This is a genomic window from Pseudomonas sp. FEN, from assembly GCF_904067045.1.
Taxonomy (GTDB): Bacteria; Pseudomonadota; Gammaproteobacteria; order Pseudomonadales; family Pseudomonadaceae; genus Aquipseudomonas.
In genome coordinates this window covers 133687-149682 of sequence record NZ_CAJFDC010000007.1, presented here as the reverse complement: position 1 = coordinate 149682, position 15996 = coordinate 133687, and the positions used below count along the sequence as shown (strand labels likewise).

13 protein-coding genes and 2 pseudogenes are annotated in these 15996 nt (G+C 62.7%); 10 read left to right on the top strand and 5 right to left on the bottom strand.

The window, feature by feature from the left end; translation table 11 throughout:
• Positions 1-90 precede the first annotated feature (90 nt).
• The 5 genes from PFEN_RS06565 to PFEN_RS06545 all read right to left on the bottom strand — a co-directional run bounded on the left by PFEN_RS06565 (position 91) and on the right by PFEN_RS06545 (position 6839).
• On the bottom strand, positions 91-315 hold the full coding sequence (locus PFEN_RS06565) for a hypothetical protein (protein ID WP_191486103.1): 225 nt from the start codon (positions 313-315) through the stop codon (positions 91-93).
• A 224-nt stretch (positions 316-539) separates the two neighbouring features.
• Positions 540-1904 carry a heavy metal sensor histidine kinase gene (locus PFEN_RS06560; RefSeq protein ID WP_191486102.1) on the bottom strand — a complete coding sequence of 455 codons (1365 nt, stop codon included), beginning with the start codon at positions 1902-1904 and terminating at the stop codon, positions 540-542.
• Positions 1894-2574 (bottom strand): heavy metal response regulator transcription factor, encoded by a 681-nt coding sequence (locus PFEN_RS06555; RefSeq protein WP_191486101.1) that lies wholly within the window; start codon positions 2572-2574, stop codon positions 1894-1896. Before PFEN_RS06555 ends, PFEN_RS06560 begins: the two co-directional genes overlap by 11 nt.
• A gap of 9 nt (positions 2575-2583) precedes the next feature.
• Positions 2584-5679, bottom strand: a complete 3096-nt coding sequence (locus tag PFEN_RS06550) for a multidrug efflux RND transporter permease subunit (protein WP_191486100.1) — start codon at positions 5677-5679, stop codon at positions 2584-2586.
• Positions 5676-6839, bottom strand: a complete 1164-nt coding sequence (locus PFEN_RS06545) for an efflux RND transporter periplasmic adaptor subunit (protein WP_191486099.1) — start codon at positions 6837-6839, stop codon at positions 5676-5678. Before PFEN_RS06545 ends, PFEN_RS06550 begins: the two co-directional genes overlap by 4 nt.
• A gap of 300 nt (positions 6840-7139) precedes the next feature.
• On the opposite strand from PFEN_RS06545, the gene PFEN_RS06540 reads away from it, so the two are divergent.
• The 10 genes and pseudogenes from PFEN_RS06540 to PFEN_RS31350 form a co-directional block, all read left to right on the top strand.
• Positions 7140-7466, top strand: a complete 327-nt coding sequence (locus PFEN_RS06540) for a hypothetical protein (RefSeq protein ID WP_191486098.1) — start codon at positions 7140-7142, stop codon at positions 7464-7466.
• A gap of 414 nt (positions 7467-7880) precedes the next feature.
• Positions 7881-8438 carry a fimbrial protein gene (locus PFEN_RS06535; protein WP_191486097.1) on the top strand — a complete coding sequence of 186 codons (558 nt, stop codon included), beginning with the start codon at positions 7881-7883 and terminating at the stop codon, positions 8436-8438.
• Between the two features lie 63 nt (positions 8439-8501).
• Positions 8502-9236 carry a molecular chaperone gene (locus PFEN_RS06530; protein ID WP_191486096.1) on the top strand — a complete coding sequence of 245 codons (735 nt, stop codon included), beginning with the start codon at positions 8502-8504 and terminating at the stop codon, positions 9234-9236.
• Positions 9237-9478: 242 nt separating this feature from the next.
• Positions 9479-11938 carry a fimbria/pilus outer membrane usher protein gene (locus PFEN_RS06525; RefSeq protein WP_412071406.1) on the top strand — a complete coding sequence of 820 codons (2460 nt, stop codon included), beginning with the start codon at positions 9479-9481 and terminating at the stop codon, positions 11936-11938.
• A 14-nt stretch (positions 11939-11952) separates the two neighbouring features.
• Positions 11953-12717, top strand: coding sequence for a molecular chaperone (locus tag PFEN_RS06520; protein ID WP_191486414.1), 765 nt, complete (start codon positions 11953-11955; stop codon positions 12715-12717).
• Positions 12710-13690 (top strand): fimbrial protein, encoded by a 981-nt coding sequence (locus tag PFEN_RS06515; RefSeq protein ID WP_191486094.1) that lies wholly within the window; start codon positions 12710-12712, stop codon positions 13688-13690. Before PFEN_RS06520 ends, PFEN_RS06515 begins: the two co-directional genes overlap by 8 nt.
• A gap of 85 nt (positions 13691-13775) precedes the next feature.
• Positions 13776-14018, top strand: coding sequence for a hypothetical protein (locus tag PFEN_RS06510; RefSeq protein ID WP_191486093.1), 243 nt, complete (start codon positions 13776-13778; stop codon positions 14016-14018).
• 93 nt (positions 14019-14111) lie between these two features.
• Positions 14112-14297 (top strand): hypothetical protein, encoded by a 186-nt coding sequence (locus PFEN_RS06505; RefSeq protein ID WP_191486092.1) that lies wholly within the window; start codon positions 14112-14114, stop codon positions 14295-14297.
• Positions 14294-14575: pseudogene (locus tag PFEN_RS31355) on the top strand (PAS domain-containing protein); the annotation flags it as partial. The gene PFEN_RS06505 and the pseudogene PFEN_RS31355, both read left to right, overlap by 4 nt.
• Before the next feature lie 306 nt (positions 14576-14881).
• Positions 14882-15877 (top strand): annotated as a pseudogene (locus PFEN_RS31350) (methyl-accepting chemotaxis protein); the annotation flags it as partial.
• Positions 15878-15996 lie beyond the last annotated feature (119 nt).

Genomic DNA, 15996 nt, shown 5'->3' with positions numbered 1-15996 from the left:
GAAAAAAGCCGCCTTTTCGGCGGCTTTAAAACATTCAATCGCGGGTAGAGCGCTGGATGAATGTCGAGGGAAAACGTTGCGGGGCGTGCTTCAGCTGTCTTTGCTGCTGTCGGACTGTCCCTGGGCGGCGGAGGTGTGTTGCCCGGGGTTAGCGTATTGATCCTTGGCGCTCATTTCGGCTTGGCTTTGCTCGGCGCTGGCGACGCGGGCGGCATTCCGGGCGGCGAACGATTGGGATTCCTCGGCCAGGGCCAGAGGCGACAACAACAAGGCGGACAGGGCGAAAACGCTGGCCATACCCATGGTGGTAGACATTTTTAGGACCTTCTTGCGGGGCAAGTGCTGTGTGGTGCGCGCACAATAAAGGCCCTGTCCGCTGGGAAAAAGCGCCGGAAGGGATAATTACCGTTACAAAACCGGTAATAGTTGCATCGTTGAAGTGCTCCGATCAGCGCCGATCCTGGGCCTTGTGCTGGCCGTCCGCTCGCCATCGCCGGCAACCCGGATTCCATGAGGGATATGTCAGCTCTGGCGTGCGTTCAGGCCGGGAGATAGAGGCCAAAGGTATTGATCCCGCCGTGGCTGCGCACGAACACATCGCCGCCATGCATCAGCGCGATGGCCTTGACGATCGCCAGTCCCAGCCCATGGTTGGCGCCGCTGTTGCTACGCGAGGCATCGACTCGGTAGAAACGTTCGAACAGTCGCGAAAGATGCTCCCCGGCAATGGCTTCGCCAGGGTTGGAGACGGCAATCGTCACTTGCTCGCCCGCGCGCTCGATCCGCACCTCGATCGCCTGGCCCGGCGCGGTGTGCTGTACCGCGTTGCTCAGCAGATTGATCAGCGCCCGGCGCAGGTGGGCGATCTCGATCCGCACCTGGGCATCGCCGCTGACCCGTACCTGGACCTGGGCGTCTTCGAGAATGAAATCCAGATAGTCCAGGGTCGTCGCCACCTCGCCGGCCAGCGAGGTGCTGATCAGCTTGGTGGCCTTGCTGCCCTGGTCGGCACTGGCCAGGAACAGCATGTCGTTGATGATCGAGCGCAGGCGCTCCAGCTCTTCGAGGTTCGATTGCAGGACCTCGAAATAGTGCTCCGCCGAGCGCCCGCGGGTCAGGGCCACCTGGGTCTGGCCGATCAGATTGGTCAGCGGCGAGCGCAGTTCATGGGCGACGTCGGCGTTGAACGACTCCAGCCGCGAATAGGCTTGCTCGACACGCTCCAGGGTCGAATTGAAGGAGTTGACGAACTGACTGAGTTCCGGTGGCAGTGGCGACAATTGCAGACGTCCGGACAGTCGTGGCGGGGCGAGTTTCTGTGCCTCTTCCGAAAGTCTGATCAAGGGCTTCAGGCCGATCCGTGTCACCCAGTAACCCAGCGCGGACGCCAGCGCGATGCCGGCGATGGCCAGGCTGATCAGGGCGATCAGCAGGCGATGTTGGGTCTGGCGGAAGGTTTCGGTGTCGATGGCGATCAGAAACTTCAGTGGCGGACGCTGCTCCTTGGCCGGCAAGGCATTGAGCAGCACCTTGAACGGGTAGGCATGCCCCGGCAAGTACAAGTCGCGCATGCCCCGGGGACCCTCGGCGAAGGCGCGGATCCGCGCATCCGGGGCGCCGTATTCGTAGTTCGCATCGCTGCTGACCACCCAGAAACGAATGCGTTTGTCCTCTTCGCCCAACTGCTTGAGCTTGGCGCTCACCTTGGCCCAATGGTCCTGGTTGCCGAAGCGATTGAGCGACGACTCCAACACGCTGTAGCGCGCCTCCAGTTCGGCTTCCGGGAGCAGGCCCAGGCCCTTGTCCACCTGCTGGTACAGGGCCCAGCCGATCAACAGGAAGACCAGCAGCGCCACCGCGCTGAACAGACCGCTCAGGCGCAGGGCAATGCTGTTAGTCGACACCGCGATTCTCCAGCACATAGCCCATGCCGCGGATGGTGTGCAGCAGTTTCTGTTCGAACGGCCCGTCGAGCTTGGCCCGCAGGCGCTTGATCGCGACTTCGACGACATTCGCGTCGCTGTCGAAATTGATGTCCCAGACCATCTCGGCAATCGCGGTCTTGGAGAGGATTTCACCCTGGCGTCGGGCCAGCACGCTGAGCAGCGAGAACTCCTTGGCGGTCAGATCCAGGCGCATGCCGGCGCGGCTGGCCTTGCGACTGATCAGGTCGACCCAGAGGTCGGCGACGCTGATCTGTACCGGTTCGTGGGCACCGCCGCTGCGCCGGGTCAGGGCCTGCAGGCGCGCCACCAGTTCGAGGAAGGAAAAGGGTTTGCCGAGGTAGTCGTCGGCGCCCTCGCGCAGGCCGCGAATCCGGTCTTCGACACGCTCGCGGGCGGTGAGCATGATCACTGGCGTCTGCTTGCGCGCGCGCAACGCCTTGAGCACGCCGAAACCGTCCAGCTCCGGCAGCATCACGTCGAGGACGATCACCGCGTAGTCGCTTTCCAGGGCCAGGTGCAGGCCACCGACACCCTCCCGGGCGACGTCCACGGTGTAACCCTGTTCAGTCAGGCCGCGATGCAGGTAATCGGCGGTTTTTTCTTCGTCTTCGATAATCAGTATGCGCATGTGCCCGCCTCAGAGAGTGATCGCCGGCGCGGGCGCCGGTGTCGGCCGATGGAACAGCCGCTCAAGCCACAAGTATATGACGGGGGTGGTGAACAGCGTCAGTGCCTGGCTCACCAGCAGTCCGCCGACCACGGCGATCCCCAGGGGTTGGCGCAACTCGGCGCCGGTGCCGTGGCCGAGCATCAGCGGCAGGGCGCCGAGCAGGGCGGCCAGGGTGGTCATGATGATCGGGCGGAACCGGGTGATACAGGCCTTGTAGATCGCGTCTTCCGGCGACAGGCCCGCGCGCTGGGCCTCGAGGGCGAAGTCGATCATCAGGATGCCGTTCTTTTTCACGATGCCGATCAGCAGCACCAGGCCGATCAGCGCCATGATCGAGAAATCCTGGCCCAGCAGCCACAGCATGATCAGCGCGCCGAGACCGGCGGATGGCAAAGTGGAAATGATCGTCAGCGGGTGCACGAAACTTTCGTAAAGCACCCCGAGGATGATGTAGACCGCCACCAGCGCGGCGAGGATCAGCCATGGTTGGCTGGCGAGGGAGCTCTGGAACGCTTGGGCCGCGCCCTGGAAACTGCCGCTGATGGAGGCCGGCATGCCGATCTCGTTCTTCGCCTGGTTGAGTTGCAGCACCGCATCGCCCAGGGCCACGCCGGGTGTCAGGTTGAACGACAGGTTGGCGGCCGGGAACATGCCGTCATGGGCGATGGACAACGGACCGCTGGTGGGCACATCGAAGCGCGCCAGGGCCGAGAGCGGGACCATCTCGCCGCTCAGCGGCGAGCGCAGGTAGAAGTAGTTCAGGCTTTCGGCCTTGCCGCGCTGGGCGGCATCCAGTTCGAGGATCACGTTGTACTGGTTGGTCTCGGTCTGGTACTCGTTGATCTGCCGTTGGCCGAAGGCATCGTAGAGGGCTTCGTCGACATCGCTGGCGGTCAGGCCGAAACGCGCGGCGGCGCCACGGTCGATGTTGATATGGGTGATGCTGCCGCCCAGTTGCAGGTCGTTGGACAAGTCGCGAAACGCCGGGTTGGCCCGCAGTTTTTCCGTCAGGCGCTGGGTCCAGGTGTTGAGCGTATCGCCGTCATTGCTCTTGAGCACGTATTGATACTGGGCCCGACTCGGGCCGGAACTGAGGTTGATGTCCTGACCGGCCCGCAGGTAGAGGACGATGCCGGGAAGCTTCATCAGTTGTGGGCGAATACGGTCGATAAACGCGCTGGCGGAGACATCCCGCTGGTCCTGTGGCTTGAGAGCGATCCAGAAGCGGCCGTTGGCAATGGTCTGGTTGCTGCCGGAAACCCCCACGGAATGGGAGAAGGCTTGCACCGCCGGATCGGCCGCGACGATCTCGGCCAGGGCCTTGTGCTTGGCGACCATGTCATTGAAGGAAACGTCGGCGGCGGCCTCGGTGGTGCCGAGGACGAAGCCGGTGTCCTGGATCGGGAAGAACCCCTTGGGAATGAACACATAGCCGGCAATGGCCAGGCCCAGGGTCACGCAGAACAGCCCGAACATCAGTTTCTGGTGTGCCAGGGCGCGCCGCAGGCCACGTTCGTAGACGGCCAGCAGGCGTTCGCCGAAGCCCGGCTTCGCGTGTTCGCGATGCACCGGCGCGCGCATGAACAGCGCGGCCAGGGTCGGTGCCAGGGTCAGCGAGACCACCACCGAAATCAGGATGGTCGAGGTGGCGGTCAGGGCGAACTCCTTGAACAACCGGCCGACCACGCCACCCATGAACAGCAGCGGAATGAACGCGGCGATCAGCGAGAAGCTGATGGAGACCACGGTAAAGCCGATTTCCCCGGCGCCCTTGATCGCCGCTTCGCGCATACCGTCGCCGGCTTCGAGGTGGCGGTGGATGTTTTCCACCACGACAATCGCGTCGTCGACCACGAAACCCACGGCGATGACGATCGCTACCAGGGTCAGGTTGTTCAGGCTGAAGCCCATCACGTACATCAGGGCGAAGCTGGCCACCAGCGATACGCCGAGCACGGCGGTGACGATCAGGGTCGCCGACAACTGGCGCAGGAACAGCGCCATCACCGCCACCACCAGCAGGATGGCGATCAGCAGGGTCATTTCCACCTCATGCAGCGAGGCGCGGATGGTCTGGGTCCGGTCGATCAGCACCTTGACCTGCACCGAGGCCGGCAGCATGCCTTGCAGTCCCGGCAGGGCGGCCTGGATGCGATCCACGGTGTCGACGATGTTGGCCCCCGGTTGACGCGAAATCACCAGGTTCACTCCCGGCTCGTCACCGGACCAGGCCTGCACGTAGGCGTCTTCGGAGCCGCGGATCACCCGGGCGACGTCCTTGAGCTGGACCGGCGCGCCATTCTTGTAGGAAACGATCAACTGGCCGTATTCCTCCGGCTGGAACAGTTGGTCGTTGGTCGACAGGGTGGAGATGCTCGATTTGCCGTACAGCGCGCCCTTGGCCAGGTTGAGGCTGGTCTGCTGGATCGCCTGGCGGATGTCCGCCAGGGTCAGGCCGATGGCCGCCAGCTTGTCCGCCGAGGCCTGGACCCGGATGGCCGGGCGCTGCTGGCCGGTGATGTTGATCTGGCCGACGCCGTCGATCTGGCTGAGCTGGCGCGCCAGCAGGGTTTCGGCATAGTCGCTGAGTTCGGTGCCGGGCATCTGGCTGGAACTGATACTGAGGATCAGCACCGGGCTGTCGGCCGGATTGACCTTGCGCCAGGTCGGCAAGGTCGGCATGTCCTTGGGCAACTTGCCCGAGGCGGTATTGATCGCCGCCTGGACTTCCTGGGCGGCGGTGTCGATGCTTTTACTGAGGGTGAATTGCAACGTCAGGGTGGTGGTGCCCAGGGCGCTGCTGGAGGTCATCTGGGTCATGCCGGGGATGGCGCTGAATTGCACCTCCAGCGGCGTGGCGACTGAAGAGGCCATGGTTTGCGGACTGGCGCCGGGCAACTGGGCGGAGACCTGGATGGTCGGGAACTCGGCTTCCGGCAATGGCGCCAGGGGCAGGCGCGGGAAGGCGATCACCCCGAGCAGGACCAGGGCGAAGGTCAGCAGGATGGTCGCCACCGGGTGGTCGATGCACCAGGCCGAAACGCCACGACTGTCCTTGATCATGGCTTGGGCTCCACGACCGCCTGGCGCTCAGCCAGCTTGGGTTCGCCGAGCACTTCGATCCGCGAGGTCGGCTTGAGCCGTGACTGGCCGTCGCTGACCAGTACATCGCCGGCCTGCACGCCCTTGATGATATTCAGGTCGCTGTCCTGATAGGCCATCTGCACCGGTACCACTTCCACGCCGCTGCCTTTGACCCGATAGACGAAGTAATTGTCCAGGCCGCGCTGGACCACCGAAGGCGGTACCACCAGGGCACCGCGTTCGAGGGCCGTCTGGATCTTGATGTTCACCAGTTGACCCGGCCAGAGCTTCTGACTCTTGTTGCTGAATTCGGCCTTGGCCTTGATGGTCCCCGTGCCTGCCGCGACCTGGTTGTCGATCAGGCTCAGGTGGCCTTCGCCGAGCAGGGTAGCACTATGCCCATCCTCCCCGAGGAAGGCGCTGACCAGTGCCGGCGGGGTGGTGCCGAGCAAGCCTTGCAAGGTTGGCAGCATCTGCTGGGGCAGCGAGAACTCCACGGCAATCGGGTCGATCTGGGTTACCGAGAGCAGGCCCTGGGCGTCGCTCATGCGCAGGAAGTTGCCTTCGTCCACGGCCCGGATACCGACGCGGCCGGTGACCGGTGAATGGATCTGGGTATAGGACAACTGGACCTGCGCCGCCGCAATTGCCGCCTGGTTGCCTTGGGTGGTGGCCTTCAGTTGATTGACCAGTGCCTGTTGCTGGTCGTAGGTCTGTTTGGAAATGCCGTTATCGACCGTCAGCAATTTGTAGCGCTTGAGATCGACTTCCGCCACCTGCAACTGCGCCTGGCTTTGCGCCAGCTGGGCCTTGGCCTGCGCCAGGTTGGCCTGGATCGAACGGTCATCGAGGGTCGCCAGCAGATCGCCCTCCTTGACCCATTGCCCTTCCCTGACCGGCAGCTTGGTGAGGATGCCGTCGATCTGTGGGCGGATCACCACGCTGTGCAACGACAGCACCGAGCCGATGCCGCTGACATAACGCGGCACATCCCGCTGGACCACGCTGACCACCTTGACCGGCACGGCGACACTGGCGCCGGGCTTGGTCTGAGACGGTCGGGTCAGCGCCCAGATCGCGACCGCGGCCAGGAGCACCAGCAGGCCAAGGATCAATGCGGTTTTCTTCGGGATACGCATGCTGTCGGGACGCCGGGACAAAGGAATAGGAAGGTGAATGCTGGCAGAACAGTAGCCTCTTTATAACCCCCCAACCCGGTCAGCAAGGTGACGGCCAACTGACAGGGCTGTCAGAAAACCGTCCGTCTTATAACACGCAGGGCTATTAAAGCCGCTATCGCTTTGGACGATAAGGTTAAAGAGTATCGTGGGCGGACAAACAATGACGATATGTCCTACGGATAATTCTTTGGTTTCTGGTGTAGTGGCCAGTAGTGATCTTTACTGGTTAATGCCGACCCTGCTTTGGGAGTGCTGGAAATGAACGGAAAAATAGTCAGTCTCAGTGTGGCTTTGTTGCTGGCGGCTGGTTTCAACGTACAGGCGGCGAATAATGCCGGGAAGATCAGGTTTTCCGGTGAGATGGTGGAATCCACTTGCGACATCGGAACACAAGCCAATGGCAATCTCGGCGCCAGCAACCGATGGATCAAGGTTTCCCCTGTATTGAGTTTGAGTGTCGATACGGCGGCTAATGCCTGCCGCGAGGGTCGGCTGCCTTTCAGTGTGAGCTATCAACCCTTGGCGACGAATATCGCGGCCCGGCAGACGAGCGCACAAGGCGTGGTGATCATCACGTACAGGTAAGTTGTACGTGGTCGCAAGCCCCGGTTGCTGTCTGTTACGTGTATAGACGGGCCGCCAGGCAGGTAAAAATCCGGCGTCCGGTTAAAACGTGCATGTCGGGAACTTGGGAATATTGAATGAATGGGCTGTTTGTAACTATTTTCGATGGCATCAGATCAATATCAAATGGCGCGATAATGTTGTTTTATTGATGTGCTGTTTCGTGAAAATAGTTTGAATGTTAAACAGCGGTTGTTCTTTTTTCTTGAGGTTTGGAGTGACGTCGAGTTCTGACAGTATTGGCGTTCCTCTTTGTAAGCGTGATCTTAGTTTTCCAATCGGGAAGGGCTTACAGCGTAATAAATTCTTCGGGTCTATAGTGCTCGCCACCCAAGTGATGGGTGCAAACGAATTAACTCGAAGGATTGTGTTCGCATGAAAAAGATCTCTATGACCCTGGCTTTATTGGCGGCGACCCTGGGGGCAGTAACTACCGCACACGCAGCCAACAGTGGCACGCTGAATTTTACCGGTGCCTTGACCAATACCAGTTGCGAAGTATCTTCCGGCGGTGGCTCAGCCGATAACATCCCGGTGGACCTGGGACGTGTGTCCTTTGCCGATATCGGTAATCGCACCGATTCGCGACTGGGCACCGCGAAAAACATCGACCTGGTGGTGACCTGCCTGCAACCGGCGGCGGAGAACACCGTGCATATGTCCTTCCGGCCTTCGCAAACCGACGCGAACGATCCTTACCTGTTGATTACCGCCGGGGCCGCCAAGGGCGTGGGGATCGGCCTGGTCCGCCGCGACAGCGACGCCTTCCTCAATATCCAGGACCCTACCGACACCATCGACGGCATCCTCGAGCCCAGCGGTACGGGCTCGCGCGGTGCACTGGCGCTGAGGGCGGTGTTCGTCAAGAACGGTGTGGCCACGGTACCCGGCGCGGCGACTGGCACCGTGCCCTTTGTCCTGACTTATAACTAAGCGGTCGTCTTGAGCGGAGCCTTGAACAGCTCCGTTCTTTTTTCACTGAAATGGGTAGTTCACATGCGGAACGTTTTTGCTCCGGTGATCGGCATTGTCCTGGCAATGTGGATAGGAGCCGATGCGCGGGCAGGTATTGTGTTGAATACGACACGGGTGGTTTACCCGGCGCAAGACAAGGAAGCGGTACTCAGTGTACTGAACAACAACGCCTCGAGCATATTGCTGCAGTCCTGGCTCGAAGCCGCTGACGGCGTCACGCAAGAGCCGCCTTTCGTGGTGGTCCCGCCCCTGGTGCAATTGCCCTCGGGCGGGCGGCAGACGGTTCGTCTCATTCATTCCGGGGCCGCGATGCCCGCGGACCGTGAGTCCCTGTTCTGGTTGAACGTGCAGGAAATTCCCCAGGCCAGTGAACAGGAAAATGTCCTGCAGATCGGCATCCGCCAGCGCATCAAGGTGTTCTACCGCCCCGACCGGCTCAACGGCGCTGTCGAACAGGCGCCCGAACAGTTGCGCTGGAGCCTGCCTCGTGGTGGCGTGCTGAAGGTGGCCAACACCGGGCCTTATCACGTGACGCTGGTGGACATTCAGTTGCTCTCCGGGGGACGTCGGGTCCTGCATCGGAAAAATTCGATGCTGGCCCCGGGACAGGCCGTCGATTATGAGCTGCAGGAGCATGCCCAGGCCGAGGACGCCCAGTTGAATTTCAGTGTCATCAACGACCACGGGGCGCTGGTGCCTTATCGCTTGTCCACGGGGGGCTGGAGCAAGGGCCAGGCGCAGCCGTCGGACAGTTAGCGCCTTCGACCGTTATTGGTTTTTTCTGTCAATGCCGGGCCCCGTGCGCAGGTCAGGGTGTTGTGCGTGCGGAAAGGGAATCCGCCTGGAACACACTTCAAGCTATTGAGTGAAGGTTGCAAATGGACTGGCTTTATCAGCGAACAAAGGAAGTGCTCGCGTTATCAGGTCATGGGCGCGCCGACGGTTTGGTGCGCTCCCTGCTTGAGCAAGCACGAGGCCCATGGGGCTTCAGATGGTCATTGGGGGTGGCGCTGCTTGCACCGAGCGCCGCATTTTCCGAGTCTTCGGGAGAGCAGGGCGGGCAGGGACCGCGCTTCAATACTGCTTTCATTCATGGCGGCGAACAGTCGGTGGACCTGAAGGCCTTCCTGGAAGGCAACAGCGTCCTGCCGGGTACTTACCGGGTGGACATCTACCTCAATCGCAATCTCAGCGCGCGTCGCGACCTGTTATTTGTCCGCAACGCCGCGACCGGCCAGGTCGAGCCGTGCCTGACACTGCCGCTGCTCGACGAACTCGGGCTGGACCTGGAGCGCCTGCGCAGCCTGGGCGTGTTGACCGAGGGTGGGTCGCCCGCACAGTGCTTCGATTGGCGCCGCCTGGACCTGGCCAGCGTCGACTACCAACCCAATAGCCTGCAACTGAACATCAGCGTGCCGCAGATCGCCTTGCGCCGCAGCGCCCGTGGCTATATCTCGCCACAATTGTGGGATCGCGGCGTGAACAGCGGCTTCATCGATTACAGCTTTATCGGCAACCGCCGTGAGGTGAGTGGGGTCCGCGGCGACAGCTATTACCTGGGGCTGAACAACGGTTTGAACCTGGGCGACTGGCGTCTGCGCAACCAGTCCTCGCTGTTGCATGGCGATGATCAAGCGTCGCGTTGGAGCAGCAACAGCACCTTCGCCCAGCGCGACCTGACCGCCTGGAAGAGTCAACTGACCCTGGGCGAAACCTATAGCGATTCGCGGGTTTTCGACAGCGTGCGTTTTCGCGGGGTCCAGGTGGCCAGCGACGACGGCATGCTGGCGGATAGCGAACGGGTGTATGCGCCGACCATTCGCGGTGTGGCCGAGAGCAACGCGACGGTGGAGATCCGCCAGAACGGCTACCTGCTGTACAGCGCCAATGTGGCGCCCGGGCCGTTTGAAATCCGCGACTTCTACCCCAGCGGCTCGAATGGCGATCTGCTGGTAACGGTGATCGAGGCCGATGGTCGCCGACGCACCTTTACCCAGGCGTTCGCGTCGCTGCCGATCATGCTGCCCGAGGGTACTTTCAGCTACAGCGTCGAAGCCGGGCAGTACGACAGCAACAGCAGTGGCTACCAGGCTCCCGGGTTTGCCAGTACTACCCTGATCTACGGCCTGAGCGAACACCTGACCGGCTATGGTGGTCTGCAACTGGCCGGGGACTACCAGGCCAGCAACCTGGGGACGGGGATCAATACCGGGCTGGGGGCGATTTCGGCGGATCTGACGCATTCGGTCAGTCGTCAGTTGGCGACCGACCTGGGTGGGCAGAGCGTGCGCCTGCGCTATGCCAATACCTTGAATGCCACGCGTACCACTTTTGCCATTGCCGGTTATCGCTATTCCAGCGAGCAATATCGTACCTTCGACCAGCACGTGCAGGAGCGCAGCCAGCCCGGCTTGATCCTGCCGGGGCGGGCCAGGGACCGCCTGGATCTCAACCTCAGCCAACCGCTGGGCACCGGGACCTTGAGCGTTTCGGTCCTGGAACAACGCTTCTGGGACCTGCCCGGCACCTCCCGACAGTACAACCTGACCTATGGCGGCTACTGGCGCGACCTCAACTACAGCCTGTCGCTGGACCGCGCTGAAGTGATGGATATCAACGGCCAGGCCGGTACCGACCATCAATTGACCCTGACCCTTTCGATGCCGTTCGGCAGTCATGAACGGACCACCCGTGCCTCGTTTACCGGGGTGCGCGACAGTAACGGCGGTTCCAGCGCCCTGGCTGGCGTGAGCGGTCGGCTGACGGAGAGCCGCGACACCTTCTATTCGGTATTGGCCGGCAACGACGGGAGCGGCGCCGGTGCCGGTTCGGCGAGCTTGAACAGCACCACGTCGATGGGGCGTTTCGAGGCCGGCTACAGCCATGGCCGCGATTTCAACAGCTGGAACCTCGGGGCCCGGGGCTCGCTGGTGGCTCATGGCGGTGGCGTCAACCTCGGCCAGTCGCTGGGCGATACCTTTGTGTTGGCGCAGGTGCCCGGTGTCAGTGGTGCTCGCTTCAATAATTTCAGCGGTGTCGAAACCGCTGCCAACGGCTACGCCGTGGTGCCTTATGCGCAACCCTACCGGGCCAATTGGATCAGCCTCGATACCCGCGAACTTGGTGCCGATGTCGAGGTGGACAACGCCATTGCCCAGGTGGTGCCACGGCGTGGCGCGGTGGTCTTGACGCGCTTCAAGGCCAGTGCCGGGCGGCGGGTGCAGTTCGAACTGAGCCAGGCCGATGGCAGTCCGCTTCCCCTTGGCGCGAGTGTCCAGGACGCCGCCGGCCGGGCATTGGCGGTGGTCGACCCGAGCAGTCGCGCGCTGGTGCTCAGTGAGCAGGAGCAAGGCGTCTTGACCGTCAGTTGGTCGGATCGGCGCTGCCAGTTTGCGTTCAAGCTGCCCCCCAGGGACCCGCAACGGACCTATGAGCGGGTTCGCGGGGTGTGCCAGTGAAGGTCCTGAACCTGATGGTATTGCTGCTGGGCCTGCTGTCGGGCCCGCTCCAGGCCGCAGTGTCTCTCAGCGGAACACGGCTGGTGTTCGATGGGCGTTTTCGCGAAGTAAGCATCGAAGCGCGCAACCGTGGCACCGAGGAGGTTCTGCTGCAGGCTTGGCTGAGCGATGCGAACGCGGGACCGGAGTCGTCGGCGAACCTGCCCTTTGTGCTGACGCCGCCGCTGTCGCGGCTGGCGCCGGAGAGTCGGCAGGTCCTGCGTCTGATGTATGAGGGGCTGGGCATGCCGTCGGGACGTGAGTCGCTGCTGCACCTGTATGTACTGGAAATTCCGCGCACGCGTCCGGGCGACGGGCTGTTGAACATCGCGATCCGCCAGCGGATCAATGTGCTGTTTCGTCCGCCGGGGCTGCCAGGGGATCCGGCGGCCACCCCGCAGCGCCTGAACTGGACGCTGGTGCGCGACGACAGTGGGGTGCTTCGGCTGCGGGTGGAGAACCCGACGGTGTTCCATGCCGCCCTGCTGAATATTCAAATCGAGGCGGACCCGCGCCAGGGCGCGCCCCAGCGTCCGGGGGACGATTTGCTGGTCCCGCCGGGAGAACGCCGGGAACTGATCCTTGCCCGCTCCCCGGCGCAACACTTGCAGTTCAAGGCGCTGACCGACTACGGCGGCCAGCGCGCCTACTACGCCAGGCTGGTCTTCGGTGCGCCGTTCAACGCGTCACTGAGTGCCGACAGCGCCCATTCCGAACAGAAGGTTTCATCCCATGACTAAGTTTGCTTGCCGTGCCTGGCTGCGCCCGTTGCTGTGGCTCGGACTCTTGAGTCCGAGCAGTGTGTTTGCCCTGACCTGTACCTTGCAGGGCAGCGGCGCGACGCTCGTCAACGCTGACCTGGGCAGCACGGTCGCGATACCGGCCGCATCCCCCAGCGGCAGCGTGATCTGGCGCTCGGAGCCGCTCAACCTGGCGCTCGATTGCGCCCGGGACAACCCACGGGGTGGCGACGAGGACGTGTTCATCTACCTCAACCCGGCCGGCCAGGTGATCGGCCAGGGTATCCGTGCCGGCTTGACCCATGAAGGTGTCGACTATCGCCAGAGCAGCGGCCGAATCGCCACTGGGCGGCGGATTCCCGGGTGCCAGGAAGGGACCTGCCCGCCCTTGAGCTTCAACCTGGCCTTCTCGGTGTTTATCGAAAAGTTCGGGCCGACGCCGCCTTCGGGAGTGGCGAGCAATCTGCAGGATTATCGCTTGTTCCAACTGGACGGGGGCGCTGGCGTGAGCGTGGGCGGACGCTCGCTCAATTATGTGATCAACAACCTCTCGGGCCTGCGTTTCGTGGCCTGTGATGCTCAATTGCAGGTGATTCCCGAGACCGTCGACTTCGGTCGGGTCGCCATTGAGCGAGTGGTCATGGGCCAGGTGGCCGCGCGTCGTCCATTCGCCTTGCACACCAGCCGAACCTGTGACACCGCGTTCAGCCTGGACGCACGGTTGAAACCGGTGTCGGGCAGTGTCTCCGGGGACTTGCTGATTCCCCAGGGCAATGATGGCGTGGGCATCCGGATTGTCCGGGTGGATAGCGGCCAGGGGATTCCCTACAACCGCTCCTTTCACCTGGCCGAGCTGTTGGGTGAAACCCGCGCGGCCATGGCCCGGTTCGACGCCGAGCTGGTATGGAACAGTGACCGGCCCAAGGCCGGGCCGTTCTCGGCCGGGGTGGTGGTCGATTTGTTCTATAAATGACCGTTGGCGCGGCGGCGCAGGGCGCTCACAGGTATACTGCGATCTTTCGGTTCGACCAGATCCGTCCTGCCTTTTCGGAGCTTCCATGACTTCCCCTGAACAACCGTCCGTTTCCGCCAACCCGGGTGAAGAGCCCGTGGTCGAGGCCGAGCTTGCGGTCGGCGAAAAGCCCGCGGTCCCGGCCTTCAGCTTTCCGTTCAACCCCGCTGAGTTCGCCGCGGCGAAAAAGACCGGCCAGACCTGGTACCAGAAAGGCGGCAAGGACGGCCATCACGAGAGACCGGGCCGCGCGCCCAACGGCACGCGTCGGTCCATGGGCAAGCGCTGAGTCGCCCTCGGCCAACACCGCTGGACGTTGGCCACACTATTAGCGCCCTGCACAAACCTTGTGGGAGCGGAGCTTGCCCGCGAAGGCGTCCTGATGAGCAATGCAGGGCTCAAGGACCTCATCGCCAGCAAGCTGGCGCCAACAGAATCGATCGTCGCCGATCCATCAGGATCATGGCTAAATGCCAATACCCTGAGCTGGATCAGTATTTTGCTTTTCCGTGCGCTTAGAGTCGACGCCCTGCCGACTCCTTTCACTCTCCGAGCGCGCTTTCCATGAAGATCAATCTCCCGATTACTGGGCGAAATGTAGACGTCGCCTTTGATGCCAACATCCTTTCGACCACCAATCTGGGGAGTTCGATCACCTACGCCAATTCCGACTTCATCAAGATCAGCGGTTACAGCCGCGAGGAGTTGCTGGGCTCGCCGCATAATCTGTTGCGCCACCCGGACATGCCCGGCGAGGCGTTCGCGCATATGTGGCAGACCCTCAAGGCTGGACGCTCGTGGATGGGATTGGTGAAAAATCGCTGCAAGAATGGCGATCACTACTGGGTCAGTGCCTACGCCACGCCGGTGACCCGCGACGGCCGGACCGTGGAATACCAGTCGGTACGGACCCGCCCCGGTGCTGGGCAGATCGAGGCCGCCGAGCGCTGGTACGGCTGGTTGCGCAGTGGGCGTTTGCCCTGGCGTCGGCGACTGCCGACCCTGCGTCTGCAAACCCGACTCTGGGTGCTTTGCAGTGCCGTGTTTGCCGTTGTCCTGGCACTGGGGCACGGTTCTTCCGGCCAGCCGCTGGTGGTCGACCTGGGGCTTTGGGCCCTGGCCAGCGTGCTGGTTGGCGCGCTGAGCCACTGGACCCTGCGCCCGTTTGCCCAACTGACGGCGCGCGCCCGGGAGATTGCCGACAACCCCTTGAGCCAGGCGATCTACACCGGCCGGACCGACGAGTTCGGCCAGATCGGCTTTGCCCTGGACATGCTGGAGGCCCAGGTGGGTGCGGTGCTGGGGCGTATCGGCGATGCTTCGCAGCGTCTGTCCGGACATGCCCAGGCGCTGGCCCGGGATATTCAAAGCAGTCATGGCAGCACCCTGGATCAACAAGCCGAAACCGACCAGGTGGCGGCGGCCATTCATCAGATGAGCGCCAGCGTCGCCCAGGTCGCCAGCAATGCCCAGCAGGCGTCCGAAGCGGCCGAGCAGGTGGGCAGGGAAACCTGTGAAGGTCATCATCTGGTGGGGGAAAGTCGCAGCGCGGTGTTGCGCCTGGCCGATGAACTGGCGCGTGCCACCGAGGTCATCCTGCACCTGGAAAATCACAGCACCGAGATCTCCACGGTACTGGAGGTGATCCGCGCCATTGCCGACCAGACCAACTTGCTGGCGCTCAATGCCGCCATCGAAGCGGCCCGCGCCGGGGAACAGGGCCGGGGGTTCGCGGTGGTGGCCGATGAGGTACGTGGCTTGGCCCAACGTACACAACAATCGACCAACGAAATCCAGCGGATGATCAGCAACCTGCAGGACGGCGCGCGCAATGCGGTAGAGGTGATGCAGCACAGCAGCCAGCAGGCCGAGGACAGTGTGCAGCAGGTCCAGCAGGCGGCCGATGCGTTGACCGGGATCAGTCAGCGGGTCAGCCGGATCACCCAGATGAGCCAGCAGATCGCGGCGGCGGTGGAGCAACAGAGCACCGTCAGCGAGGACATCAACCGCAATATCGTCAGCATCCGCAGGGCCTGCGAGGCGCTGGTCGATGTCGGCCGGCAGAGTCATCTCAACTCGGGGGATGTGGCGGGGCTGGCGGACGACCTGCGTTCATTGGCCCAGGAGTTCTGGCGCAAGCGTTGCTGAACACGATCCTGCCAACGCCACGGGACTCTGTGGGAGCAGAGCTTGTTTGGGAGCAGAGTGTGTGGGAGCGGAGCTTTTGGCGTCCTTGAGGGCCCCTTCGCGAGCAAGCTCTGCTTCCA

Coding starts and splice junctions, on each gene's coding strand:
- PFEN_RS06510 (WP_191486093.1), top strand. CDS start 13,776: ATGACTTCCCCTGAACAACCGTCCGTTTCCGCCAACCCGGGTGAAGAG.
- PFEN_RS06515 (WP_191486094.1), top strand. CDS start 12,710: ATGACTAAGTTTGCTTGCCGTGCCTGGCTGCGCCCGTTGCTGTGGCTC.
- PFEN_RS06540 (WP_191486098.1), top strand. CDS start 7,140: ATGAACGGAAAAATAGTCAGTCTCAGTGTGGCTTTGTTGCTGGCGGCT.
- PFEN_RS06565 (WP_191486103.1), bottom strand. CDS start 315: ATGTCTACCACCATGGGTATGGCCAGCGTTTTCGCCCTGTCCGCCTTG.
- PFEN_RS06505 (WP_191486092.1), top strand. CDS start 14,112: ATGAGCAATGCAGGGCTCAAGGACCTCATCGCCAGCAAGCTGGCGCCA.
- PFEN_RS06545 (WP_191486099.1), bottom strand. CDS start 6,839: ATGCGTATCCCGAAGAAAACCGCATTGATCCTTGGCCTGCTGGTGCTC.
- PFEN_RS06550 (WP_191486100.1), bottom strand. CDS start 5,679: ATGATCAAGGACAGTCGTGGCGTTTCGGCCTGGTGCATCGACCACCCG.
- PFEN_RS06535 (WP_191486097.1), top strand. CDS start 7,881: ATGAAAAAGATCTCTATGACCCTGGCTTTATTGGCGGCGACCCTGGGG.
- PFEN_RS06530 (WP_191486096.1), top strand. CDS start 8,502: ATGCGGAACGTTTTTGCTCCGGTGATCGGCATTGTCCTGGCAATGTGG.
- PFEN_RS06520 (WP_191486414.1), top strand. CDS start 11,953: ATGGTATTGCTGCTGGGCCTGCTGTCGGGCCCGCTCCAGGCCGCAGTG.
- PFEN_RS06555 (WP_191486101.1), bottom strand. CDS start 2,574: ATGCGCATACTGATTATCGAAGACGAAGAAAAAACCGCCGATTACCTG.